Here is a 21,468-nt window from a genome sequence, read left to right as displayed (position 1 = left end):
CCGCCCTTACACTCGCCGGGTGCGGCGCCTGATGGTCCTCGCCTTCATCTGGGGATGGTCGTTCCTGTTCATCAAGGTGGCCGTGCGGGGAATGACGCCGGCCACGGTGGCGTGTCTCCGCGTCGCCCTCGGTGCCGGGGTCCTGCTGGTGGTGCTGCGCGCCCGCCGAACCGCGCTGCCACCACGGTCCGAACGCGCCCAGTGGCGACACTTCGTGGTGCTCGCGGTCACGTACAACGCGGTGCCCTTCACGCTGCTCGCCTGGGCCGAACAGCACATCTCGTCTGCCCTCGCGGCGGTGCTCAACGCGTCCACCCCCCTGTTCGCGGCGATGCTGACGGCAGCGCTGCTCGGTGAGCGCCTGACGCGCGCGCAGCTCGCAGGGCTCCTGCTGGGCTTCGTCGGCGTCGGCGTGGCCGCGGGCGTCGGGAGCGGCGACGTCACCGGGTCGTCGCTCTGGGGCGAGCTGGCCGTCGTCGGCGTCTCCGCGTGTTACGGCTTCGGCTTCACCTACGCGCAACGCCACGTCGCCGACATCGAGCCCGTCGTCATCGCCGGCGGCCAGCTGCTGGTGGCGACGGTGATCCTGCTCCCGGTCGCTGCAGTCACGACGGCGGCTCAGGGTTTCGAGCTGACGCCGACGCGCGCGCTCAGCATCGTTCTGCTCGGCGTCGTCGGCACGGGCATCGCCTATCTCGTCAACTACCGGTCGATCGCCGAGCTCGGCTCCACCAAGGCGTCGGTGGTCACCTACCTCGTGCCCGTCGTGGCCGTGGCCGTCGGCGTGGTGTTCCTGAACGAGGCGTTCGAGGTCGGGCTCGTGGTGGGCGGCGCGCTCACGATCGTGGGGATCGCCATGGTGCACGGGCGGCTGTTGCCCGCGCGCGCCGGTGGCGTGCCGTCGAACGTCCAGCATTGAGCACGAGAGCCTCGAACAACAGAGCCCGGGCGGCGCGGTGGGGAGTGGCGACGGGCTACCGCGACGCGTCCGGTGCATGGCGTGAGGTGCCGGGCACCACGCTCGATGCCGTGCTCGAGGCGATGGGCGCCGACGGTGAGCCGCCCGCGGGCGACGAACACGTGCGGTGCATCGGGGCGGGCGAGCCGCCGCCGCGGCTCGACGCGCCGGCCCGGCTGCTCACGGAGGACGGCGGCGAGCTCGACATCGTCGACGCGCTGCCCCCCGACCTGCCCGTCGGCTACCACCGGCTCGTCACGCACCGCGACGACCACGTCACCCGCCTCATCGTGAGCCCGCGCATGTGCTTCCTGCCCGAGCGCCTCCACACGTGGGGTTGGGCGGTGCAGCTCTACGCCCTGCGCTCGCGGGAGAGCTGGGGGATCGGCGACCTCGACGATCTCGGGCGACTGGCGCGCTGGTCGCGCGATCTCGGGGCGGGCATGGTGCTGGTGAGCCCGCTGCACGCGCCATCGCCCGGTGTGCCGCAGCAGCCGAGCCCCTACTACCCGAGCAGCCGGCGCTTCCGGAACCTGCTGCACCTGCGCGTCGACGACGAGCAGCTCAACGAGACGGCTCGGGCGATGAACGCGGACCGCCACGTCGACCGCGACGCGATCTACCGACTGAAGGTCGAGGCGCTCGAACGCCAATGGGGCCGCTTCTCCGGTGATGCAGCCTTCGACCGTTACGTCGCCGAGCAGGCCGAGTCCCTCGTGGGCTACGCGAACTTCTGCGCCCGACGAGAGCGTGGGCACGCCGATCCCGATCGCGCGCGGTTCCACATGTGGGTGCAATGGTCGCTCGACCACCAACTCGAGGTCGCGTCGCGCGAGCTCGCGCTGGTGCACGACCTCGCCGTGGGTGTCGACCCCGACGGAGCCGACGCGTGGGTCGACCATCACGCGTACGCGAACGGCGTCTCGGTCGGGGCCCCGCCCGACGAGTTCAACACCAGTGGCCAGGACTGGGGGCTGCGCCCGTTCGACCCGTGGCGACTGCGCGCCGCCGGCTACGGGCCGTTCATCGAGACCGTGCGCGCCGGGTTCCGGCACGCCGGAGGGCTGCGCGTCGACCATGTCATGGGCCTGTTCCGCCTCTTCTGGGTGCCCGATGGGTGCGGGCCCGACGAAGGCACCTATGTGCGGTACCCCGCCGCCGACCTGCTCGACATCCTCGCGGTCGAGAGCCATCGGGCCCGGGCCTTCGTCGTGGGTGAGGACCTCGGGACGGTGGAGGAGGGCGTGCGCGCCGACCTGGCTCGGCGCCGCGTGCTGTCGTACCGGTTGCTCTACTTCGAGCCCGGCGACCCGGGCGCGCTACCGGAGAACGCGCTGGCGGCGGTGACGACGCACGACCTCCCGACGCTCGCCGGGCTGTGGACGGGGCGCGACCTCGTCCGCCAAAGGGAGGCCGGCATGCGTGCCAACGAGGAGGGCGAGGCACAGCTGCGCGCGCGCGTTCGGTCGCTGGCGGACGTGGACGACGACGCGCCGGTCGACGCCGTGGTGGCGGGCACCTACCGCGCGCTCGCCCGTGCCCCGTCGGCGCTGTTGGCGGCGACGCTCGACGACGCGCTGGCCGTCGAGGAGCGGCCCAACCTTCCCGGCACCACCGAAGCCGGCAACTGGTCGAGGGCACTTCCCCTCGCGCTCGACCAGATCGAGCAGGACGAGCGCGTGCGTGGAGTCGCCCGGGCGCTCAGGCGCTGAGCCGGGTCGGACGCCGATGATCTCGCCGTCGGTCTCGTGCGGCGCTCAGGCCTCTCCCAAGCCGGCGTAGACGGCACGCACGAGCCCGTCCACCCGCTCGTCCACGCCGAGCGAGATGCCCATCTGGTTCATGACGTAGCCGAAGCCGATACCTGCCCGGCGGTCGGCGAAGCCGACCGACCCCCCCGCACCGTCGTGCCCGAACCCGCGGCCGGCCGGCCCGTAGCGCACGACCTCGGACGGCAGCGCGAACCCGAGCCCGAACGAGGAGCGGACGATCAGCACCCGGTCGGGACCGTCGACGATCGGGGTGGTCGCGGCATCGAGCGTGGCCGGATCCAGCAGGCGGTCGCACGCCAGCTCACCGTAGAGGCGGGCCAGCGAGCGGGCGGTGGTGATGCCGCCGGCCGCGGGCCACTCGGCCTGGTGGAGCGCGGGTGAGTTGAAGGCCTCGCCGTTCAGATCGACGGGCGGGTTGAAGAACACACGGTGCGTCAACGTGTCGGGGTCGAGCAGCGCGGCGGTCAGCGCCTGCGTGCGCTCGTCGAGCTGGATCGCTGCGAGATCGTCGAGGCGCATCGGTTGCAGGCGGGCGACGCGTGGCTCGAGCTCGAGCGGCAGGCCCAGCCAGGTCTCGAGGCCGAGCGGGCCCGTCACCTCCTCCGCGAGGAAGCGCCCGACGCGGCGCCCGCTCACCCGCCGCACGACCTCCCCCACCAGCCATCCGTAGGTGAGGGCGTGATAGCCGTGGGCGGTGCCGGGCTCCCAAGTCGGTGCCTGCGCCGCCAGCCGTGCTGCGACGAGGTCGGCGTCGTGGCACTCCTCGACGGTGATCGGCAGGTCGAACGCGGGCAGACCGGCTTGGTGGCTCAGCAGGTGACGGGTGGTCACCGCGCCCTTGCCCGCCGCCGCGAACTCGGGCCACACCTCCGCGACCGGTGCGTCGAGATCGAGCTCACCCCGCTGCCAGAGCAGGAGCGCGCAGACGGCGGTGAGGCCCTTGGTGGTGGAGAACACGAGTGCAGCGGTGTCGCGCGTCCACGCCCGATCCGTCGCCGGGTCGGCGACGCCACCCCACAGGTCGACGACCGTCTCGCCGTCGAGGTGAACCGACACCGCCGCGCCGATGTCGCCGAGCTCGTCGAAGTTGCGCTCGAACGCGCGGCGCACCGGCCCGAACCGCTCGTGACACGTGCCCTGGACGTCTGCCATGCGAGACGGTACCGGTGCCTGCGCTGCGTTCGCACGCCGGGCGGCTGGGTACGCTCGCGCGGTGGCGACCACGGAGACAGGCAGGGTGATCGCGGAGCGATACGAGACCCGACAGCGCCTCGGTCGGGGCGGGATGGCCGAGGTGTACGCCGCCTCCGACCGCCGGCTCCACCGGGAGGTGGCCGTCAAGCTCCTGCTCCCGGCCATGGCGGTCAAGCCCGATGTCCGCCGCCGCTTCGAGGCCGAGGCCCGCGCCGCGGCGTCGTTCACCCATCCGAACGCCGTCGCGGTCTACGACTCGGGCGACCACGACGGCGCCGCGTTCATCGTCATGGAGCGCCTGCCCGGTGAGACGCTCGCCGACCGCTTGCGCGCGGGCCCCGCCGACCCGGAGTGGGTGCGACGGCTGGCGCACGACGTCCTCGGCGCGCTGAGCGCAGCCCACGCCGCGGGCATCGTGCACCGCGACGTGAAGCCGGGGAACATCCTCCTCACTGCCGACGGTTCGGCGAAGATCGCCGACTTCGGGATCGCCACGAGCATCGACGCCGATCCCACCAGCGCGAGCCATCTCATCGGGACACCGGCATACCTCGCACCCGAGCGGCTCGACGGCGCGCCGGCCTCACCGCGATCCGACCTGTACTCGTTGGGCGTCGTGCTCTACGAGGCGCTCGCCGGCGCCAAGCCGTTCGCGGGCGACGTGCCCCTCGCGGTGGCTCAATCGATCCAGGAGGGAACGCATCGTCCACTGGCCGAGGTGCGACCCGAGGTCGACGCGGGCCTCGCCGGCGTGGTCGAGCGGGCGATGTCGCGCGATCCGGACGCACGCTTCCCTTCCGCCGCGGCCATGGCCGCCGCGCTCGCGGTTCGAACCGACGGGGACGACACGCGGGTGCTTCCGGTCGCGCCGGTTCGGGAGCGTCGCCCTCGCTGGGTCGTGCTCGCGGCCGTCGCCGCGATCGTGGGCGCGATCGTGCTCGCCGCACTCATCGCGTACGACCGCACCCGCGCGCCGGCTCGAATCGAACCGCCCGTCGCCACGACGGTCGTGACCTCCCCGCCGACCTCGCCTCCCGTCACCACGCCCGTGACCACCGCGCCGCGCCGCGGGGCTCATGACAAGCCGGGCAAGGGGCGGGGCGGGGAGGGCAACGACTGACCGGCGCGCGCCGCGCCGCGCCGTTCCTACCGAACGAGCCAGCGGAGCCGCTTGGCTCCCTCGAACGCAGCCTCGCCGGCGAGCTGTCCGATGCCGGTGCAGAGCGTCGGGTAGACGTGGATGAGGGCGGCCACCTGATTGAGCTTCAGCTCCTCGGTGATGGCGAGCGCGAGCTCGTGGATCATCTCCCCCGCTGACGGAGCCAGGATGTGGGCGCCGACGATCTTCTGGCGCTTGGCCGTGACGATGATGATGGAGCCCTCGGTCGCACTGTCTGCCCGGGCGCGATCGGAGTGCGCGAGGTCGAGGTGCCACACGTCGACGTCGTCACCGAACCGGGCGCGTGCCTCGGCGATGGTGAGACCCGCGTGCGCGAGCTCGGGGTCGGTGAAGGTGCACCACGGCACCGAGTCGCGCACCTTGCCCTTGCCCGGGAAGAACATGTCGCGGATGGCGCGCACCGCCTCGTAGGCCGCGGCGTGGGTGAAGAGGAAGCGGCCGGCGACGTCGCCGCTGGCGTAGACCGACTTCAGGTTGGTGCGCATGCGATCGTCGACCGTGATGCCGCGTGGGCCGGTGGCGATGCCGACCTCTTCGAGGCCGAGGCCCTCGATGTTGGGGCGCCGGCCCACCGCGACGAGCAGCTCGGCGGCGGTCCAGCTCGCGGGCTCACCCCTCTCGCGGCCGTGCACCGTCTTGGAACCGGCGTCCACCGTCACCCGTTCGGTGTCGACGTCGAGCCGGAGGTCGACCCCCTCGTCGATCAGCCTGGCGGTGAGGATCTGCACCAGGTCCGGCTCGTCGCGCGGAAGGATCTCGGAGCCCTTCTGCAGCACGGTCGTGCGGATGCCGAGGCGGGTGAAGGCCTGAGCCATCTCGATGGCGATGGGGCCGCCGCCGATCATCACCGTGCTCTCGGGTGCCCGCTCGAGCTCGAAGAGGTTCTCGCTCGTGATGAAGCCCGTGCCGGCGAGGCCTTCGATCCCCGGCACCGCCGGGCGACTGCCGGTGCACAGCAGCACGTAGCGGGTCTCGACCGTGCGCCCGTCGACGTCGAGGGTGTTCGGGCCCGTGAGCCGGGCCGTCCCCCGCAGGATGTCGATGCCCATGTCCTCGTAGCGCTTCGGGTCGTCGTCGGTCGACGCCACGTCGTGTTGGATCGCCCGGATGCGCTTCCACACCAGCTCGGTGTCGACCTCTGGCACGACCGACGGCAGGCCGTACTTGTCGGCCGTGCGCATGACGTGGGCGGCCTTGGCCGACGCCAGCAGCGCCTTGCTCGGCACGCACCCGGTCCACAGACAGTCGCCGCCGACCCGAGCCCGCTCGACGACCGCGGTCCGCACGCCGATGGTGGCCGCGAACTCCGCGCCGACCATGCCGCCCGAGCCCATGCCCACGATGACGAGGTCGTAGCGATCGACCACGGCCCCACCCTATGAGACGGGGAAGCGGGCAACGCCAGTGGGGTGCGACGCGGCCGGTGGCCCCGCCCCCGAGGGTCGTGGACCCCCCTGGCCGCGACCCTCGGGGGCTTGACGCCCGGCCGCGCCTGCCCCTACTGCTCCGCCGTACAGGGCTCCGCCGCCCGTGATCCCGCCAGCGTGTCCGACCAACGCGCGCGAATCCATAGGTCGAACGGCTCAAAAGAGTTGGTGCCCGGAGCGGGACTCGAACCCGCACGCCCTCGCGGACAATGGTGTTTGAGACCATCGCGTTTACCGATTACGCCATCCGGGCTCGAGGCGACGATAGTCTGAGCGCGTGCCTCTCCTACGGTTTCGCAGGCGCGTGGCGCGTCGCAGACGCCGCGGACGGCGGCTCGTCCTGCTGGCGGGCGTCGGGGCGGCCGCGGCCGCCTTCCGTCAACGCAAGATGGCAGAGAACGAACGGCAGGACTGGTCCGCGCCCCCTCAGTGACGCGGAACCCAACCCGAGACGACGGTGCCGCGCCCGAGGGTCGAGCTCGCCTCGAACACGCCGCCGACCGCCTCCACCCGGTCGCGCATGTCCTGGATGTCGGCGCCCCGCGCCAACCGGGTCGGGTCGACGCCGGGGCCGTCGTCGACCACCGAGAACGCGAGCTGATCGACGGCAGCGCTTGGTGGTGGGGCCTGGTCGGCGGCGTGACGCGCAGCGCGGTCCTCACCGGACTGGCCGCGGCGCTCGGCGCGTCGCTCGCGATGATCGGGCGCAACACCGCCGTCGCGCTGGGTGCCGCCTTCGTCTACCTCAACGTGGTGGAGGGAGTGCTGCGCGCGTGGAAGCCGTGGCTCGGCCGCTGTTTCATCAGCGAGAAGCCACCATCTTCCTGACCGGCGGTCGCGTGAACGGCCTGTCGTTCACCCGTTCGACCGTGACGGCCACTCTGACCATCGTCGTCTACATCGCCGCCGTTGCCGCCGTGGCCACGTTGCTGTTCCGTCGCCGCGATATCGCGACCTGAGTCAACCGGCGTCGAGCGCGGCGAGCAGGTTCGTGGGTGTGTCCTTGGGCGAGACCTTGTACCACGCCTCGGCGACCTTGCCTTTGGCGTCGACGAGGAACGCGGAGCGGACGATGCCCATGAACTTCTTGCCGTACATGCTCTTCTCCCCCCAGACGCCGTACGCCTCGGCGACGGCGTGGTCCTCGTCGGCGAGCAGGCGGAACCCAAGCCCGTACTTCTCGTCGAAACGCGCCTGGCGGGTGGGGGAATCGGGACTGATGCCGATGATCTCGGTGTCGCCGACCTGGTCCGCGATGTCGCGCAGCCCGCACGCCTGCGTCGTGCACCCGGGGGTGTCGGCCTTTGGGTAGAAGTAGATCAGGTGCGACGCCTTGGTGCGCTTGAGCGAGCCGGAGAGGCTGAACTTCTCGCCGTGCTGGTCGATCAGAGTGAAGTTGGGTGCCTTGTCTCCGGGCTTCAACATGACGGTCACGATAGGCAGAGAGACGCTCGCGTGCGAGACGCGCATCTTCCCTCACGATCGGGGGGGGGCGGCGTCGATCACGAGCGATGGTTCCCCTCGGTCGACAAGTGCGCCCGGCTACCGGCGTCGAGCCGGCAACCCGCGCGCTTGACGAAGCCAATCTGGGCGGGCGCGCGATTGTCAGTCGCCTCCTAGCGGAGAGACCGCCTCTGGCAGCATGTCGAGGTCTCGGCATCCGAGTCCCCAGCGAAGGGCTTCTATGACAGTCCTAAAGCAGCATCACGCGCCCGGCATGCCCGCAGAGGTGTACGACAAAGTCGCCGCTGGAGCCATGCCCTCTCAGCGTGAGGCCGACGGCTTTGTCGCCCACTACCCCATCGTGGAAGACGGCGGTATCACGGTGATTGAGATCTGGGACTCGATCGATCAGCACGACGCCTGGTTCAACGAGGTCGTCAAGCCGCACCTCCCCCCCGACACGCCTGAGCCCAAGTTCGCGGAGCTGCACAACAGCAACACCAAGTAGTCGAACAGTTCGCTCACGCGGCGGCCTCGGCGTTTGAACCCGAGCCGGCGGTCCGGCGCCCTCCGACGCTGTCGTTCTGGAAACCTGACAAGAGCTGTCACATGAAGAGGCAAGAATCAAGCCGGACGGGAGTTTGATGACGCCGGCGGTAGCCAAGATGGCGCGCTGCTGGGGGGACGGCGACCCGCTTTTCGCGCCGTACCACGATGAAGAGTGGGGCTTCCCGGTGCTCGACGAGCGCGGGCTGTTCGAGAAACTGAGCCTGGAGGCCTTCCAGTCCGGGATGTCGTGGCGGACGATCCTCACCAAGCGCCCCGCCTTTCGAGCCGCCTTCGCCGACTTCGACCCCGACACCGTCGCCGCCTTCGATGAGACCGATGTCAAGCGCCTGCTCGCCGATGTCGGCATCGTCCGCAACCGAAGAAAGATCGAGGCCACGCTGGCCAACGCCGCGGCCACCGTGGCTCTGCGCGCCGACGGGAAGCCGCTCGATGCGCTGGTGCGGCGGCACGTCCCGAGCCCCCAGCCTCCGCCGCCCGCGAGCTGGGACGATGTGCCCTCGACGCGGCCGGAGTCCGTGGCCCTGGCCCGCATCCTCAAAGGCCGCGGCTTTCGCTTCGTCGGCCCGACCACGCTCTATGCCCTGATGCAGGCCTGCGGCCTAGTGAATGACCACCTAGCGGGCTGCCCGGCCCGTGCGCTGGTGGAGCGGGCCCGCCGGGCCGCCGGCCTAGCTCTCTAGCTGCTGGCGACGCCCCCATGCGCTTCGTCCCGCGACGCGCGAGATCGCCCGCTCCGGGGCACTGACAGCGAGGTCGAGGCCGCACAGAAGAACGCCCCGACGCTTCCACATGGGCGACGACTTGAGCTTCACCGCCGCGCTGCTTTGCGGCCAGGAGCCGTTGGACCTGTCGAGCGCGGCGAACGTGCTCAGCGGAGGTCTCGATGAGCTCGAAGGTGTCGAGCGAGCCAACCGCCCGGTCCCACTCCTTGGCGCTCCGGGCGGAGCAGCCGCTCCCGAGATCGGTGATCCCAGCCCGAGCGAGCGATCCCGACGAGGCAAGAGGCTCGACTATGGCGCGCACGGCCTCGTGACGGAGCCGGGTCAACACGCTCGTGTCGATCAGATGCGTCAGCGCCACGCGTCGTGCCGGTCGTCGAGCTCCAGACGAGCGAAGCAATCGAGGGGACGGAGACGGCCCTCGAGTTGATCTCGGGAGTCAGCCGGCGACCTGTTCGCGAAGCGCTGCGATGTCGGCGATCTCCCACGCCTCGATCACCTTGCCGTCGCGCAGATGCGTGATCACGGCCTGATCGATCCGAAAGCTGCGGCCGGTCCCTTCGAGACCGGCGAACCCTGCCCCCATGGTGCCGGTGACGACGACCCTGGCCATCTCGACGTCGCCGTCGACGACGACCTCCTGAACCTCGTGGCGGAGGTCGGGCATCGCCTTCAGCCCGTCCTGCCAGACGGCCTTCTCCTCGGCGGCGCTCGCGGTTGAGAGCCCAAGCGGCGCGTGCACGACGGCGTCCGCGTGGAGCAGGTCGTCGAACGCGTCGACGTCGCCCGCGTCACCTGACGCGAGCCAGCGGAACACCACCGTCTGCCGAGGGTCCAGCATCGCGACCCCACCTCCTCGATCAGCTGTCGGTCAACGTCGGCCGGTAGAAGTAGATCAGGTTCGCCGCACGCGAACTCGCGGGCGTCATCCCTTGTCGGTCACGCCTGCGGCGTCGAACGTCGCCATCTCGCCGAGGATGCGAGCGGCCGCCTCCACGATGGGGAGGGCGAGGCAGGCCCCGGACCCCTCTCCGAGGCGGAGCCCGAGATCGAGCACGGGCTCGAGGCCGAGGTGGGCGAGCGCGACGGCCGCGCCGGGCTCGGTGGAGCGGTGGCCGGCGATGGCGTAGTCGACCGCACGCGGGCACACCTCGCACGCGACCAGGAGCGAGGCGAGGGCGATGACGCCGTCGACGACGACGGGCACGCGGTGACTGGCGCCCCCCACGACGAAGCCGGCCAGCGCCGCGATCTCGAGACCACCGACCTCGGCGAGCAGACCGACGGAGTCGGCGGCGGCCGAGGGACCGATGCGGGCGAGGGCGGCTTCGACGCACGCGACCTTGGTCGCGAGGGTGACGTCGTCGATGCCCGTTCCCCTCCCGGTCACCAGCGCCGCGGAACGTCCTGTGACGGCGGCGATGAGCGTCGCCGACGGCGTCGTGTTGCCGATGCCCATCTCTCCCGTGACCAGGGCCCGGGCGCCGTCCGCGACCAGGTCGGTCGCGACCGCCGCGCCGACGTCGAGCGCCGCGATGGCCTCCGCCCGCGTCATGGCGGGACCCGCGACCAGGTCGGCGGTGCCGCGGCGCACATTGCGGCGCAGCAGCTCCGGCGAGCCGGCGAGCCCGTCGAGCTCGGTGGCGACGCCGACATCGACGACGGTGACGCGGGCGCCGACCTGACGGGCGAGGACGTTGATGGCCGCGCCACCGGCGACAAAGTTGCCGACCATCTGGGCGGTCACCTCCTGGGGCCAGGGTGTGACCCCGCGCGCCACCACGCCGTGGTCGCCGGCGAACACCGCCACCGCCGCCGGTGCCGGGATCGGCGGAGGCTCCTCACCCGCGATCGCCGCCAACTGCACGCCGAGGGTCTCCACCCGGCCGAGCGCGCCACGCGGCTTGGTGAGCCGGTCGTGGTGCTCCCCCGCTGCGACTCCGGCGACTGTGTCGAGCGGGCCCACGAGGGCAGCTGCGGCGGCGAAGGCGCCATCGCTCTCGGTCAGCGCGGCGCGCACCGCGTCAGCTGCCGTGGTTGCCGCGTCGACTCGAGCGAAAGCGACGCCCGCGGCTGCTGCCGCGCCGGCGTCGGCGTCCTCGTCGCCCACGAACAGCGCCTCGCTCGGTCCGACCCCGAGCGACTCGAGGGCGTGGAGGACCCCGCGTGGGTCGGGCTTCTCAGCACCCACCGCCGTCGAAGTCACGACCACCTCGAGCAGCTCGTCGACACCGATCGTTGCGAGCAACGCGCGCACGTCCGCCTCCCCCATGACCTGCACGTTGGTGACCGCACCCAAGCGGATACCCGCACTTCGTAGCGCGGTGAGATCACGGGCGGGCCGGCCGATGGGGCGTGCGACCAGGTCGTCGACCCGAGTCGCGGCGGGCTGGGCGACCACGAGCGTGTCACCGACGTCGAACAGGATCGCCTTGAACATCATCGGTGCCCGATTCGGCGACGCCGGCGCTGCACCGCGCCCAGCGCGCCCAGCCCGGCGGTGAGCGCGAGCCCGACGTCGCCGGCCAGGCGCACGGCCCGCCCGATGTCGTGCCGCTCGGGCGGCCGCCCGTCGCCGAGCGAAGGGCGCACCTCGACGCGGTCGCCGTAACGGTTCTCGCCACCGAGCCGCAGCCCCAGTGCAGCCGCGAAGGCGGTCTCGGCGACGCCCGCATTGGGGGAAGGATGGTGCGATGCATCCCGGCGCGTCGTCCGCCAGATCGCGCCCGCCGCGCGGGGACGCACCGCGGCCACGAGCGCCGCCGTCGCCCGCGCCGGCAGCCAACCGGCGACATCGTCGAGCCGGGCCGACGCCCAGCCGTAGCGCGCGTAGCGGGCGGAGGGGTGTCCTACCATCGAGTCCATCGTGTTCACCGCCCGGTAGCCCAGCGCGCCCGGCGCGCCGAGCACGGCACCCCAGAACGCAGGGGCCACGACCGCGTCGACGGTGTTCTCGGCGACGGACTCGACCGCGGCCCGGCACAGCTCCTTGGCGTCCATGGTCGACGGGTCGCGACCGACCAGCGCGGGAATGAGCGACCGGGCGCGCTCGATGTCGCCACCGGCGAGGGCGGTGTCGACCGCCATGGCCGCGTCGCTCAGCCCCCGGCCCGCGACGGCCACATACGTCGCGAGAGCCGTCGAGCCGATGACGGTGCCCGTGCCCGCGCCCATCACGACGCCCGACGCGGCGTGCACCGCGCCGGCGACGCGGTGGTCGCGGTAGACCGCTCGCTCGATCGCGTCGAGGGCGCGACCGAGGACCGCGACCGGGTGCGGCGAGACCGGCGGCTCCCCGACGAGACGATCGAGGAGCACACCGGTCGCGGCGCCCAGTGGATCCGCGCGACTCACCATTTGGCCGCCGCAACGAGCAAGCCGACCGTCTCGCCGACGATGCCCGCGGCACCCAGCACGTCGCCCGTGTAGCCGCCGATGCGCCGGCGGGCCGCGACCAGCACGACGAGACCGGCGACGACGGAGGCGCCCACCGCGACGCCCGTTCGGCGGCCGTCGGCGAGCGCCCCGAGCGCCAGCGCCGCGACGATCCCGTAGAGGGTGACGGGCCGCCAGTCGCCGCCGGTGAACGCAGAGGCCAGACCGCCCTCGGCCCGCGCGTAGGGGAACGCGCGTGCGCCGACCGCCATCACCGTGCGCGAACCGCACCAGAGCCCGGCGATCAGGAGCACCGACACGGGCTGCGACGCGAGCGCGGCGAACCGCAGGAGCAGGACGACGACGACGACGGCCACCCCGAACGCACCCACGTCGGGTGCGGCCATCACCTCGAGCCGCCGCGCGGTGTCGCGGTGGTGGGGAACCAGTCCGTCGGCCGCGTCCGCGAGCCCGTCGACGTGGAGCATCCCGGTCAACGCGAGGTCGGCCACGAGCACCAGCGCGGCCGCGACCGTAGGAGGGAACGCGAGGTCCGCGAGCCACCAGGCGCTCCCGACACCGAGGCCGATGAGCGCGCCGACAAGAGGAAACCAGTCGAACGTGATGCCGTTCGGCGGACCGCCGCCGACCGGCAACGGGGTCAGGAAGGCGATGGCGCGCCTCATGGGCGCTCGAGAGGGAGCACGCGGCCCGCCACCACGAGGAGGACGTCGTCCGCGATCTCGGCGACGGCGACGTTGAGCTCGCCGAGCGTGTCACGGAACCGCAGGCCTGCTGCGGTGCTGGGGTGGACGCCGAGGCCGACCTCGTCCGACACGAGCACCAACGGTCCCATCCGGGCGCGCAACGTCGCGACGAGGTCGTCGATGTCGACCGCGAGCTCGGGCTGGGCGCCGACCCACGTGCCGAGGGAGTCGACGAGCACGACGGCGTCGTCATCGAGGGAGCCGAGCGCGCCGACGAGATCGGCGCCCGCTTCCACCGTCGACCACGATGCCGGGCGACGGTTCTGATGGGCGCGGATGCGCGCCGCGAAGTCGGCGTCGCCCCGAGCGATCGCTGTCGCGATATAGGTGACCGCACCGTCGCCACCGGCGAGCGTGGAGGCGAGCCCCTCGGCGACGGCCGACTTGCCCGAGCGGGCGCCACCCAGCACGAGCGTGATCACCGCTCCGGGCCCAGCGCTGACGCGGCGCCGGATGCCACCGCGTCGTGGACGGCGCGCGCGAGCCGCGCGCCCCATCGCGAACGCGGACCGCCATAAGGCTCGACACCGCCCATCGGGCAGCAGACGACGATCGCATCCGACGCGGTTCCTGAGCCGGGCACGCCGGCCTCGCAGAGCGCCTGCGTCTTCGCCTCGGTGGCGGTGACGACCGCGTTGACCAACGCGGGATCGGCGAGCGGCGCGGGAACCCAACAGACGAGGTTGATCGTGCCCGGCGTCCACCGTGACCAGGCGCCGTCGGGCGCGGCCGCCCAGGTGGGCGTGGACACTCCGACCGTCGCCGCGCACTCGACACCTGCGTCCACGCCGACCTTCACGTCGAGCACGGGCACGGCAGTGAGCAGGCCCACGCCCCGACCCGCATCGAGACCGAGACCCTTGGCGATGACGGCAACGTCGGCGGCGGGGTCGTCGTCGTTGCCGTAGTCGAGGGCGACCTGGACGTTCACGATCCAGTCCCGAGGGCCGAGACCGCCGCCGAGCACCGCGCTCGCGATGGCGATCGTGTCGGCGGGCAGCCGCCAGGCGAGCGCGGGGCGAGTTGCACCGCCCCCGCCGGGATACGACCGCCGGTCGGGCTCGAGCAGCACGCTCAATAGTCGATCCCCTTCTTGGCGATGACGCCGGCGTCGTAGGCGTGCTTGATCTTGCGCATCTCGGTGACGGTGTCGGCCACGTCGACGAGCGCGGGCGGGGCGTCGCGGCCGGTGCACACCACGTTCACGGCCGCGGGGCGCGCGGTGATCGCCTCCGCCACCTCGGCACCGTCGATCCAGCCCCAGTTGATCGGGTAGGTGATCTCGTCGAGGACGACCAGACGGTGGCGCCCGGCCGCGATGGTCGCCTGGGCGTGGGCCCAGGCCTCCCGGGCGACGGCGTGGTCGCGCGACAGGTCGTCGGAGTCCCACGTGAAGCCCTCGCCGATCGCCCACCACTCGACGCCCAGGCGATCGCGGCACACCGCCTCCTCGCCCACCCGCCACTCCCCCGACTTCACGAACTGCACGACGGCCACCTGCCAGTCGCGGGCGACGGCTCGCACCACGACACCGAACGCGGCCGTGGACTTGCCCTTGCCGTCACCGGTGTTGACGATCACGACGCTCGCGGCGCGCCGTCGCGCGGCCGGATGGTGGTGCTCGGTCGGAACCCCTTCAGTGTTGAAGGTCACCGAGCGCCGCCGCGAAGCGGTCGAGCAACGGCACGACGGTCGCTGCGGGAGCGGGCGGGAGACCGATCAGGAAGCGCCCGACGCCGAGCGACGCGAGGTGGTCGAGCTTGCCCGGGCTCGGCTCGGCCCCGATCACCGTCACCTGCACCGAAGCGGGATCGCGACCGGCGAGGTCGAACTCCTCACGCAGGCGAGCCAGGCCGTCGGAGAGCCCGCCGCCCCCGATCGGGATCCACCCGTCGGCGAACTCGGCGATGTGACGGAAGAGCGTGGGCCCGGCCGCGCCTCCGATGAGGACGGGTGGACGCGGCTGCTGCAACGGCTTGGGCCACGACCAGCTCGGCGCGAGGTGCACGTGCTCGCCGTCGAAACCGCCCTCGTCCTGCGTCCACAGGGCTTCCATGGCGAGCATCTTCTCCCGTACGACGGCGCGGCGTTTCCCGGGAGCCAGCCCGTGGTTCTCCATCTCGTCCTCGTTCCAGCCGTAGCCGATGCCGAACACGAACCGGCCGCCCGACAGGACGTCGATCGACGCGACCTCCTTCGCGAGGAGAATCGGGTCGCGCTGGCCCACGAGGCAGATCCCTGTCCCGAGCTGGAGCCGCTCCGTGACGACGGCCGCAGCTGTGAGCGCGAGGAAAGGGTCGTACGTGCGCGAGTACTCGTCGGGTAGCTCGCCCCCGCCCGGGTACGGCGTGCGCCGGGACGTGGGGATGTGCGTGTGCTCGGGGAGGAACAGCGCGTCGAAGCCCCGCGCCTCTGCCTCGCGCGCCAGCGCGTCGGGCCGAATGGCCAGATCGGTGGAGAACATCTGCACGCCGACGTCCACGTCTTCTCCTGTGCTCTCTGTTGAACCGCTAGTTCCAGGGCAACGCCCGCCGCACCGACCAGTAGATCTCGGGCGCCTCGGCCCACTCCGCGAGGACGTCTTCGGCGGTGCTGGTCCCGCCGGCGGCGCCGGCGGTGGTGGTCGCGGCCAGGTTGGCCCTCAGGTGCTCGACGGTAGCGGCTCCGCTCAGCACGACGTCGGCCCACGGGCGGCTCAGGGCCGCGGCGAGCGCGACCGTGCTCCCGTCAGCACCTTGTGCCAGGTCGGTCAGCCGCGCCCACGCGGGGGCGAACGCGGGGTCGCGGTTGCGCCCCGTGAGGCGCCCGTTGGCGAGCGCCTCCTTCACGATGACGAGCATCCCCTCGGCGTGGGCCTCGGCGAGGGCGGCACCCGCGGACTGCTCGAGGAGGTTCCACGTCGACTGCACCGACGCGAAGAGCCGCCGGCCGTCGCGCTCGATCTCGAGCGCCCTCCGCACGACGACCGCCTGATCGGGCCCGCTCGTCGTGAGACCGACGGTGAGGGAGCCGTCGTCGCGAAGCACCGCCAGCGCGTCGAGCACGTGCTCGTCGTCGAGCACGCCGCTCTCGAGCGTCGCCGAGTGCACCTGGTAGATGTCGAGGTGATCGCCGAGCAGCGCACGGCTCTCCGCCAGTTGACGCGTCAGCGTCGCGAGCGAGTGGTCCTTCACCTCGTGGCGCGCCGCCGTGACCGACCAGCCGGCCGTGTACGTGTACCCCCACTTGGACGAGACGGCGAGCGCGCCGGGCTCGCGTTTTCGTTGCGCGAGCCATGATGCGAGGAATGCTTCGGCGAGGCCGTACGACCGAGCCGCGTCGACGTGACGGATGCCCCCGACCCAGGCGGCGTCGAGGACGTCGTGGCACCGACGCTCCATGACCTGCTCGTCGTAGCGGCCGCCCAGGTCGTCGGCATGACCCAGGTTGACGTAGCCCGGCCGGCCGAGCGCGGCCAGGCCCAGGCCGAGGCTCAGCGGCCGCCCGCCGGTCTGCTCTCGACCAGCTCGGCGCGAATGCTCTCGCCACACTCGCGGCACACGTAGACCTGGTCCGCCCCGAAGCCGTGTCGCCAAGACGCCGGTGTGGTCCCATCGCAGACGGGGCAACGGATCATGGGTTCCGGCATCTCTTTCCCCTCCTTCGCTTCCCATCCCCCTCGTTCCCCGGTCGCCGGCCGAGGTTGCGAGGCCGCATGCGACCGTAGCGGCAACCGAACGGGTCCGAAACCCGCCGGGCCCGGCGTGTCCGACCCGCCCCACCGCCACGGTGGCGTCGGGCTTCGCGCTACGTGGCGACGATCGGAGTGCGGTACTCGGTGACGTGGCCTTTTCGATCGGGTTCCCGGCCGTCCGCTTGCACAGCGTGGCCGCCGCCCACCGATGTTGCGCCCAGGAGAACAGCCGACGAAGGTCGCGTGAACTCGGCCGCCCGGCCGAGATTGCAGCGCGTGGCGCCCGGCGCGGTGCGAGACCTGGGCTAGAACCGACCCGTGACGACGGTTGCGATCGTGGGCGGCGGCGTTGTGGGCACCATGCACGCGTGGATGGCCCGCCGCCGGGGCGTCGACGTCGTACAGCTGGATCGCGACGCGGAGCCGCGGCAGGCATCGGTGCGCAACTTCGGCCTCGTCTGGGTGAGCGGGCGGGCCCGGGGCGCGGAGCTGGCGCTCGCGCTGCGCTCCCGCGAGCTGTGGGAGGCGATCGGCGCCGAAGTGCCCGGTGTGGGCTTCCGGCCCAACGGCTCGCTCACCGTCGCCCTTCATCCCGCCGAGCTGGCGGTGATGGAGGAGATGGTTGCCCAGGCCGACGCTGCGGCCCGGGGGATGAAGCTGCTCGACCCGGTCGAGGTGGGCGCGGTCAACCCCGCCGTGCGCGGCGAGATCGAGGGGGCGCTCTTCTGCGAACGCGACGCGGTGCTCGAGCCCCGCCTCGCGCTGCCCGCCATCCGCGCCCACCTCCATGCGCGCGGCGGGTACCGGTTCCTTCCGAACCGCAACGTGGTCGGCATCGACGGCACCGAGGTCGTCGACCACACGGGCGAGCGCCATCGAGCAGATGTCGTGGTGCTGGCGACGGGCGACGCCTACGACGGCGTGGCCGCCCGACACCTGACCGGCGCGCCCCTCCGGCGCTGCCGTCTCCAGATGTGCCAGACCGCCCGCTTCCAACCGGCCCTCGCCACGTCGATCGCCGACGGCGAGTCGCTGCGCTACTACCCCGCCTTCCAGCTGCCTTCGCTCGCGGGGCTCCACCCACCGGTCGAGATCGTGGCGCGTCACCACATGCAGCTCCTGCTCGTGCAGCGCGCCAACGGCGAGCTCACCATCGGAGACACCCACGCCTACGACGAGCCGTTCGACTTCGCGGTCCAGGAAGAGGCGTACGCCTACCTGCTGGCGCGGGCGGAACGCATCCTGGGCGCGCCGCTGCCCCCGGTCCGGCGGCGGTGGGCCGGGGTGTACTCGCAGTCCACCGACGACCGGGTCGTCCACCGCGCCGGCCTCGTCGATGGCGTGCCCGGCGACAACGTGGTCATCGTCACCGGGCTCGGCGGCCGGGGAATGACGCTCGCGCCGGCGGTTGCCGAGGAGACCTTCGCCGGGCTCGACGCGTGATCCGCCTGGCGGTGCTCGACATGGCCGGCACCACGGTGAGCGACGACGGCGCGGTCGAGCGAGCGTTCATCGACGCAGTGTCATCGCAGCTCGGCGACGGCACCGAGCGGGCGCTCGAGTACGTGCGCGCGACCATGGGTCAGTCGAAGATCGTCGTGTTCCGGTCGCTGTTCGACGGCGACGAGGAAGCGGCGCGGGCGGCGAACCGCCGCTTCGAGCGGGCGTTCGACGCGGCAGTCGACCGCGGCGAGATCGGGCCGATCGCGGGAGCGGAGACGGCGCTGGCCGACCTCCGCGCGGCCGGCGTCCGCCTGTGCCTCGCCACCGGCTTCAGCGCGTCGACGCGCGACCGCATCATCGACGCGCTGGGCTGGCGGGGCTCGATCGACCTCGCGCTCTCGCCCGAGGACGCGGGCCGCGGCCGCCCGTACCCGGACATGATCCTCAGCGCACTGCTCCGTCTCGGCGTCGACGACGTGCGCGACGTCGCCGTCGCGGGCGACACGACGAGCGATCTCCTCGCCGGGACCCGAGCGGGCGCCGGCGTGGTGGCGGGCGTGTTGAGCGGCGCGCACGATCGCGCCGAGCTCGAGCGGGCGCCCCACACCCACATCATCGACAGCGTCGCAGAGCTCCCGGCGATCCTCACCGGCTGACGCCGGGGCGGCGACTCAGAGCCCCGAGCGCCGGGCGCCGCCGAAACGACGCGACCACCAGTGCGGGTCGCGCGCGTGAGCGTGGAAGTGATCGGGGATCTGGCGCATCACCGCGTCGACGTGGTAGCCGTCGGCTCCGAACCGCGCCGTCGCCACCACATGGAGTCGGCCGAGCATGTGCTCGCGATCGGCGGGCGGCGGCTCGGGGCCGTGCTGCTTCCAGACCACCATCGGCACGTCGCAGATCTCGCAGTCCGCCACCCAGCACACGTCGTCCTCGTGGTGCCAGGGGGTGATGCGCGCCGCTTCGCAGAGCTCGCACGCCACGCGGTTCGTCAACCTCGCCCGCGGTCGATCCCGGCACGGAGCTCGGACACGAACGCCGCCGCGCCCTCGGGGCCGGCACCCTCGAGCAACCGTCGCACGAGCGCGCTGCCCACGATGACGCCGTCGGCCTCCTCGCACGCCTCGATCGCCTGCTCGGCCGTGGACACGCCGACGCCGACGAGGACGGGCTTGTCGGTGATCGCCTTCAAGCGCTTGGCGATGACGGACGCGCTCGCCGAGAGCGAATCGCGCTCACCGGTGACACCCAGCACCCCCACCGCGTACACCCAGCCGTGCGAGTGCTCGCAGATGCGCGCGAGGCGATCGTCGGGCGTGGTCGGTGCGGCGAGGAGGATCGTCTCGACGCCGGCGCGCGCGGCGGTCGGACCCCAGTCGCCGAGCTCGTCGACCGGGAGGTCGGGCAGGATGGCGCCGGTGACACCGTTGGCCGTGAGCGTGCGCGCGAAGCGCTCGTGCCCGGCGTGGAACACGATGTTGTACGCGGTCATCACCGCGAGCGGCACCCCCGCGTCGACAGCCCCGAGCGCTCCGACGACGCCCACGGGCGTCGCCCCCAGCTCGAGCGCCTGACGCGTCGCCTCCTGGACCACGGGGCCGTCCATCAGGGGATCGGAGAACGGGATGCCGATCTCGATGGCATCGGCGCCGGCCGCGGCCACGGCGCGGACCACGTCGACCCAGTCGCGCCCGAGACCGCCGGTCACGTACGGCACCAGGAGCTTGTGTCCCGCGTCGCGGCGGGCCCGCAGCGTCGACTCGATCGTCACCGCGTCACCTCGGGCGCAGCAGGCTCATGACCTGCTCGGCATCCTTGTCGCCGCGACCCGACATGGTGAGGAGCACCGTGGACCCGGCGGGGACGGTGCCGGCGCGCGCGGCGCGCACGAGCCAGGCGACCGCGTGGGCCGGCTCGAGGGCGGGAATGATGCCCTCGGTGCGCGCCAGCAGCTGGAGCGCGTCGAGCACCTCCTGGTCGCCCGCCGACTCGTACGTCGCCCGGCCCGACGCCGCGAGGTGCGCGTGCTCGGGACCGACACCCGGGTAGTCGAGACCGGCAGAGATCGAGTGCGCCTCGAGCACCTGGCCGTGCTCGTCCTGGAGGAGGAACGACTTCGAGCCGTGCACGACGCCCGGCACGCCCCGCCCGACGGCCGCACCACCGGCGGCCTCGACGCCCACCAGGCGCGCGCCGGTGTCGACGAAGCCCGCGAAGGTGCCCGCGGCGTTGGAGCCTCCCCCCACGCACGCGACGACGTAGTCGGGGTCGGCGCCGTCGAGGATGGCGCGGCACTGCGCGTGCGCCTCCTCGCCCACCACGCGCTGCAGCTCGCGCACCATCCACGGGTACGGGTGCGGGCCCATCACCGATCCGAGGCAGTAGTACGTGGTCTCGACGCTCGCCAGCCAGTCGCGCATGGCGTCGTTGATCGCGTCCTTCAGCGTGCGGCTGCCCGACGAGACCGGCACGACCTCCGCGCCCAGGAGCTTCATGCGGAAGACGTTCAGCTCCTGGCGATGGATGTCGACCTCGCCCATGTAGACGACGCACTCGAGCCCGAAGAGGGCGCACGCGGTGGCGGTGGCGACCCCGTGCTGGCCCGCGCCCGTCTCCGCGATGACACGCGGCTTTCCCATGCGCCGGGCGAGGAGCGTCTGCCCGATCACGTTGTTGATCTTGTGCGACCCGGTGTGCGTGAGGTCTTCGCGCTTCAACAGCACGCGCACGCCGAGCTGCTCGGAGAGGCGCCGGCACTCGGTGACCGGCGTGGGCCGGCCCGCGTAGTCGCGCAGGACGGTGGCGTAGCTCTCGCGGAAGGACGCATCGCCCCACGCCGACCGGAACGCCTTCTCCAGCTCGATGTACGCAGGCACGAGCGCCTCGGGCAGGAACCGTCCGCCGAAGTCGCCGAAGCGCCCTTCGGGCGTCGGCTCGGCCATGAGAT

Annotated in this window: 23 protein-coding genes and 1 tRNA gene; 8 read left to right on the top strand and 16 right to left on the bottom strand. The window is 72.3% G+C overall.

All coding sequences use genetic code 11. The features are described from left to right. Positions 1 to 19 precede the first annotated feature (19 nt). Positions 20 to 919: an EamA/RhaT family transporter gene (locus tag E6G06_06050; protein ID TML92598.1), complete on the top strand. Its 900-nt coding sequence runs from the start codon at positions 20 to 22 to the stop codon at positions 917 to 919. Then, the gene (locus E6G06_06045) at positions 916 to 2,670 is read left to right on the top strand and encodes a 4-alpha-glucanotransferase (GenBank protein ID TML92597.1); all 1,755 of its coding nucleotides are present in this window, start codon (positions 916 to 918) and stop codon (positions 2,668 to 2,670) included. Before E6G06_06050 ends, E6G06_06045 begins: the two co-directional genes overlap by 4 nt. 45 nt (positions 2,671 to 2,715) lie before the next feature. Here the strand turns inward: E6G06_06045 and E6G06_06040 are convergent, their stop codons facing one another. After that, positions 2,716 to 3,882, bottom strand: coding sequence for a beta-lactamase family protein (locus tag E6G06_06040; GenBank protein TML92596.1), 1,167 nt, complete (start codon positions 3,880 to 3,882; stop codon positions 2,716 to 2,718). Here E6G06_06040 and E6G06_06035 point away from each other — a divergent pair. After that, positions 3,881 to 5,044: a serine/threonine protein kinase gene (locus tag E6G06_06035; protein ID TML92595.1), complete on the top strand. Its 1,164-nt coding sequence runs from the start codon at positions 3,881 to 3,883 to the stop codon at positions 5,042 to 5,044. The two genes, E6G06_06040 and E6G06_06035, sit on opposite strands and share 2 nt — an antisense overlap. A gap of 26 nt (positions 5,045 to 5,070) precedes the next feature. On the opposite strand, the gene E6G06_06030 is transcribed toward E6G06_06035, so the two are convergent. Continuing rightward, on the bottom strand, positions 5,071 to 6,471 hold the full coding sequence (locus tag E6G06_06030) for a pyridine nucleotide-disulfide oxidoreductase (protein ID TML92594.1): 1,401 nt from the start codon (positions 6,469 to 6,471) through the stop codon (positions 5,071 to 5,073). Between the two features lie 226 nt (positions 6,472 to 6,697). Beyond that, positions 6,698 to 6,784: transfer RNA gene (locus E6G06_06025), tRNA-Leu, on the bottom strand. Positions 6,785 to 7,170: 386 nt separating this feature from the next. Here E6G06_06025 and E6G06_06020 point away from each other — a divergent pair. Continuing rightward, positions 7,171 to 7,359, top strand: coding sequence for a hypothetical protein (locus E6G06_06020; GenBank protein ID TML92593.1), 189 nt, complete (start codon positions 7,171 to 7,173; stop codon positions 7,357 to 7,359). A gap of 132 nt (positions 7,360 to 7,491) precedes the next feature. Here the strand turns inward: E6G06_06020 and E6G06_06015 are convergent, their stop codons facing one another. Beyond that, positions 7,492 to 7,956, bottom strand: coding sequence for a thioredoxin-dependent thiol peroxidase (locus E6G06_06015; protein ID TML92592.1), 465 nt, complete (start codon positions 7,954 to 7,956; stop codon positions 7,492 to 7,494). Between the two features lie 292 nt (positions 7,957 to 8,248). Between E6G06_06015 and E6G06_06010 the strand changes: the two genes are divergently transcribed. Together E6G06_06010 and E6G06_06005 are read left to right on the top strand one after the other, a co-directional pair. Further along, on the top strand, positions 8,249 to 8,482 hold the full coding sequence (locus tag E6G06_06010; GenBank protein ID TML92591.1) for a hypothetical protein: 234 nt from the start codon (positions 8,249 to 8,251) through the stop codon (positions 8,480 to 8,482). 136 nt (positions 8,483 to 8,618) lie between these two features. Beyond that, positions 8,619 to 9,224 (top strand): DNA-3-methyladenine glycosylase I, encoded by a 606-nt coding sequence (locus E6G06_06005; GenBank protein TML92590.1) that lies wholly within the window; start codon positions 8,619 to 8,621, stop codon positions 9,222 to 9,224. A gap of 478 nt (positions 9,225 to 9,702) precedes the next feature. Here E6G06_06005 and E6G06_06000 read toward each other — a convergent pair whose 3' ends face one another. The 9 genes from E6G06_06000 to E6G06_05960 form a co-directional block, all read right to left on the bottom strand. After that, complete coding sequence (locus E6G06_06000; protein ID TML92589.1) at positions 9,703 to 10,104, bottom strand: ester cyclase; 402 nt, start codon at positions 10,102 to 10,104, stop codon at positions 9,703 to 9,705. An 84-nt stretch (positions 10,105 to 10,188) separates the two neighbouring features. Further along, positions 10,189 to 11,706 (bottom strand): nicotinate-nucleotide--dimethylbenzimidazole phosphoribosyltransferase, encoded by a 1,518-nt coding sequence (gene cobT / locus E6G06_05995; protein TML92588.1) that lies wholly within the window; start codon positions 11,704 to 11,706, stop codon positions 10,189 to 10,191. Continuing rightward, on the bottom strand, positions 11,703 to 12,620 hold the full coding sequence (gene cobD / locus E6G06_05990) for a cobalamin biosynthesis protein CobD (protein TML92587.1): 918 nt from the start codon (positions 12,618 to 12,620) through the stop codon (positions 11,703 to 11,705). The genes cobT and cobD overlap by 4 nt, the downstream gene beginning before the upstream one ends. Beyond that, a complete protein-coding gene (gene cobS / locus E6G06_05985; GenBank protein TML92586.1) occupies positions 12,614 to 13,324 on the bottom strand; it encodes an adenosylcobinamide-GDP ribazoletransferase in 711 nt (236 codons plus the stop codon). Before cobS ends, cobD begins: the two co-directional genes overlap by 7 nt. Then, on the bottom strand, positions 13,321 to 13,827 hold the full coding sequence (locus E6G06_05980) for a bifunctional adenosylcobinamide kinase/adenosylcobinamide-phosphate guanylyltransferase (protein ID TML92585.1): 507 nt from the start codon (positions 13,825 to 13,827) through the stop codon (positions 13,321 to 13,323). The genes cobS and E6G06_05980 overlap by 4 nt, the downstream gene beginning before the upstream one ends. Continuing rightward, positions 13,824 to 14,474, bottom strand: a complete 651-nt coding sequence (locus E6G06_05975) for an adenosylcobinamide amidohydrolase (GenBank protein ID TML92627.1) — start codon at positions 14,472 to 14,474, stop codon at positions 13,824 to 13,826. The genes E6G06_05980 and E6G06_05975 overlap by 4 nt, the downstream gene beginning before the upstream one ends. Before the next feature lie 5 nt (positions 14,475 to 14,479). Beyond that, the gene (gene cobO / locus E6G06_05970; GenBank protein ID TML92584.1) at positions 14,480 to 15,058 is read right to left on the bottom strand and encodes a cob(I)yrinic acid a,c-diamide adenosyltransferase; all 579 of its coding nucleotides are present in this window, start codon (positions 15,056 to 15,058) and stop codon (positions 14,480 to 14,482) included. Next, on the bottom strand, positions 15,042 to 15,887 hold the full coding sequence (locus E6G06_05965; GenBank protein ID TML92583.1) for an LLM class F420-dependent oxidoreductase: 846 nt from the start codon (positions 15,885 to 15,887) through the stop codon (positions 15,042 to 15,044). Before E6G06_05965 ends, cobO begins: the two co-directional genes overlap by 17 nt. 28 nt (positions 15,888 to 15,915) lie before the next feature. Next, positions 15,916 to 17,058 carry an aldo/keto reductase gene (locus E6G06_05960; GenBank protein TML92582.1) on the bottom strand — a complete coding sequence of 381 codons (1,143 nt, stop codon included), beginning with the start codon at positions 17,056 to 17,058 and terminating at the stop codon, positions 15,916 to 15,918. Between the two features lie 380 nt (positions 17,059 to 17,438). Between E6G06_05960 and E6G06_05955 the strand changes: the two genes are divergently transcribed. Both E6G06_05955 and E6G06_05950 read left to right on the top strand, forming a co-directional pair. Then, the gene (locus tag E6G06_05955; GenBank protein TML92626.1) at positions 17,439 to 18,521 is read left to right on the top strand and encodes an FAD-dependent oxidoreductase; all 1,083 of its coding nucleotides are present in this window, start codon (positions 17,439 to 17,441) and stop codon (positions 18,519 to 18,521) included. A gap of 20 nt (positions 18,522 to 18,541) precedes the next feature. Then, the gene (locus tag E6G06_05950) at positions 18,542 to 19,177 is read left to right on the top strand and encodes a phosphonatase-like hydrolase (GenBank protein ID TML92625.1); all 636 of its coding nucleotides are present in this window, start codon (positions 18,542 to 18,544) and stop codon (positions 19,175 to 19,177) included. 15 nt (positions 19,178 to 19,192) lie between these two features. On the opposite strand, the gene E6G06_05945 is transcribed toward E6G06_05950, so the two are convergent. The 3 genes from E6G06_05945 to trpB are packed head-to-tail and all read right to left on the bottom strand — an operon-like array spanning position 19,193 to position 21,463. Further along, complete coding sequence (locus tag E6G06_05945; protein TML92581.1) at positions 19,193 to 19,504, bottom strand: hypothetical protein; 312 nt, start codon at positions 19,502 to 19,504, stop codon at positions 19,193 to 19,195. Between the two features lie 8 nt (positions 19,505 to 19,512). Continuing rightward, entirely contained in the window at positions 19,513 to 20,292 is a 780-nt protein-coding gene (gene trpA / locus E6G06_05940) for a tryptophan synthase subunit alpha (GenBank protein ID TML92580.1), read from the bottom strand. 4 nt (positions 20,293 to 20,296) lie between these two features. Further along, on the bottom strand, positions 20,297 to 21,463 hold the full coding sequence (trpB, locus tag E6G06_05935; protein TML92624.1) for a tryptophan synthase subunit beta: 1,167 nt from the start codon (positions 21,461 to 21,463) through the stop codon (positions 20,297 to 20,299). Positions 21,464 to 21,468 lie beyond the last annotated feature (5 nt).

This window comes from Actinomycetota bacterium (assembly GCA_005888325.1).
GTDB lineage: Bacteria > Actinomycetota > Acidimicrobiia > Acidimicrobiales > AC-14 > AC-14.
This window is presented reverse-complemented; position numbering and strand designations above follow the sequence as displayed.

Excerpts from the sequence above, each read along its gene's own strand:
- E6G06_06035 (TML92595.1), top strand. The coding sequence starts at position 3,881 with ATGCGAGACGGTACCGGTGCCTGCGCTGCGTTCGCACGCCGGGCGGCT.
- E6G06_06040 (TML92596.1), bottom strand. The coding sequence starts at position 3,882 with ATGGCAGACGTCCAGGGCACGTGTCACGAGCGGTTCGGGCCGGTGCGC.
- E6G06_06015 (TML92592.1), bottom strand. The coding sequence starts at position 7,956 with ATGTTGAAGCCCGGAGACAAGGCACCCAACTTCACTCTGATCGACCAG.
- E6G06_06010 (TML92591.1), top strand. The coding sequence starts at position 8,249 with ATGCCCGCAGAGGTGTACGACAAAGTCGCCGCTGGAGCCATGCCCTCT.
- E6G06_06005 (TML92590.1), top strand. The coding sequence starts at position 8,619 with ATGACGCCGGCGGTAGCCAAGATGGCGCGCTGCTGGGGGGACGGCGAC.
- E6G06_06000 (TML92589.1), bottom strand. The coding sequence starts at position 10,104 with ATGCTGGACCCTCGGCAGACGGTGGTGTTCCGCTGGCTCGCGTCAGGT.
- cobT (TML92588.1), bottom strand. The coding sequence starts at position 11,706 with ATGATGTTCAAGGCGATCCTGTTCGACGTCGGTGACACGCTCGTGGTC.
- cobD (TML92587.1), bottom strand. The coding sequence starts at position 12,620 with ATGGTGAGTCGCGCGGATCCACTGGGCGCCGCGACCGGTGTGCTCCTC.
- cobS (TML92586.1), bottom strand. The coding sequence starts at position 13,324 with ATGAGGCGCGCCATCGCCTTCCTGACCCCGTTGCCGGTCGGCGGCGGT.
- E6G06_05960 (TML92582.1), bottom strand. The coding sequence starts at position 17,058 with ATGGGAAGCGAAGGAGGGGAAAGAGATGCCGGAACCCATGATCCGTTG.
- E6G06_05955 (TML92626.1), top strand. The coding sequence starts at position 17,439 with ATGCACGCGTGGATGGCCCGCCGCCGGGGCGTCGACGTCGTACAGCTG.
- E6G06_05950 (TML92625.1), top strand. The coding sequence starts at position 18,542 with ATGGCCGGCACCACGGTGAGCGACGACGGCGCGGTCGAGCGAGCGTTC.
- trpB (TML92624.1), bottom strand. The coding sequence starts at position 21,463 with ATGGCCGAGCCGACGCCCGAAGGGCGCTTCGGCGACTTCGGCGGACGG.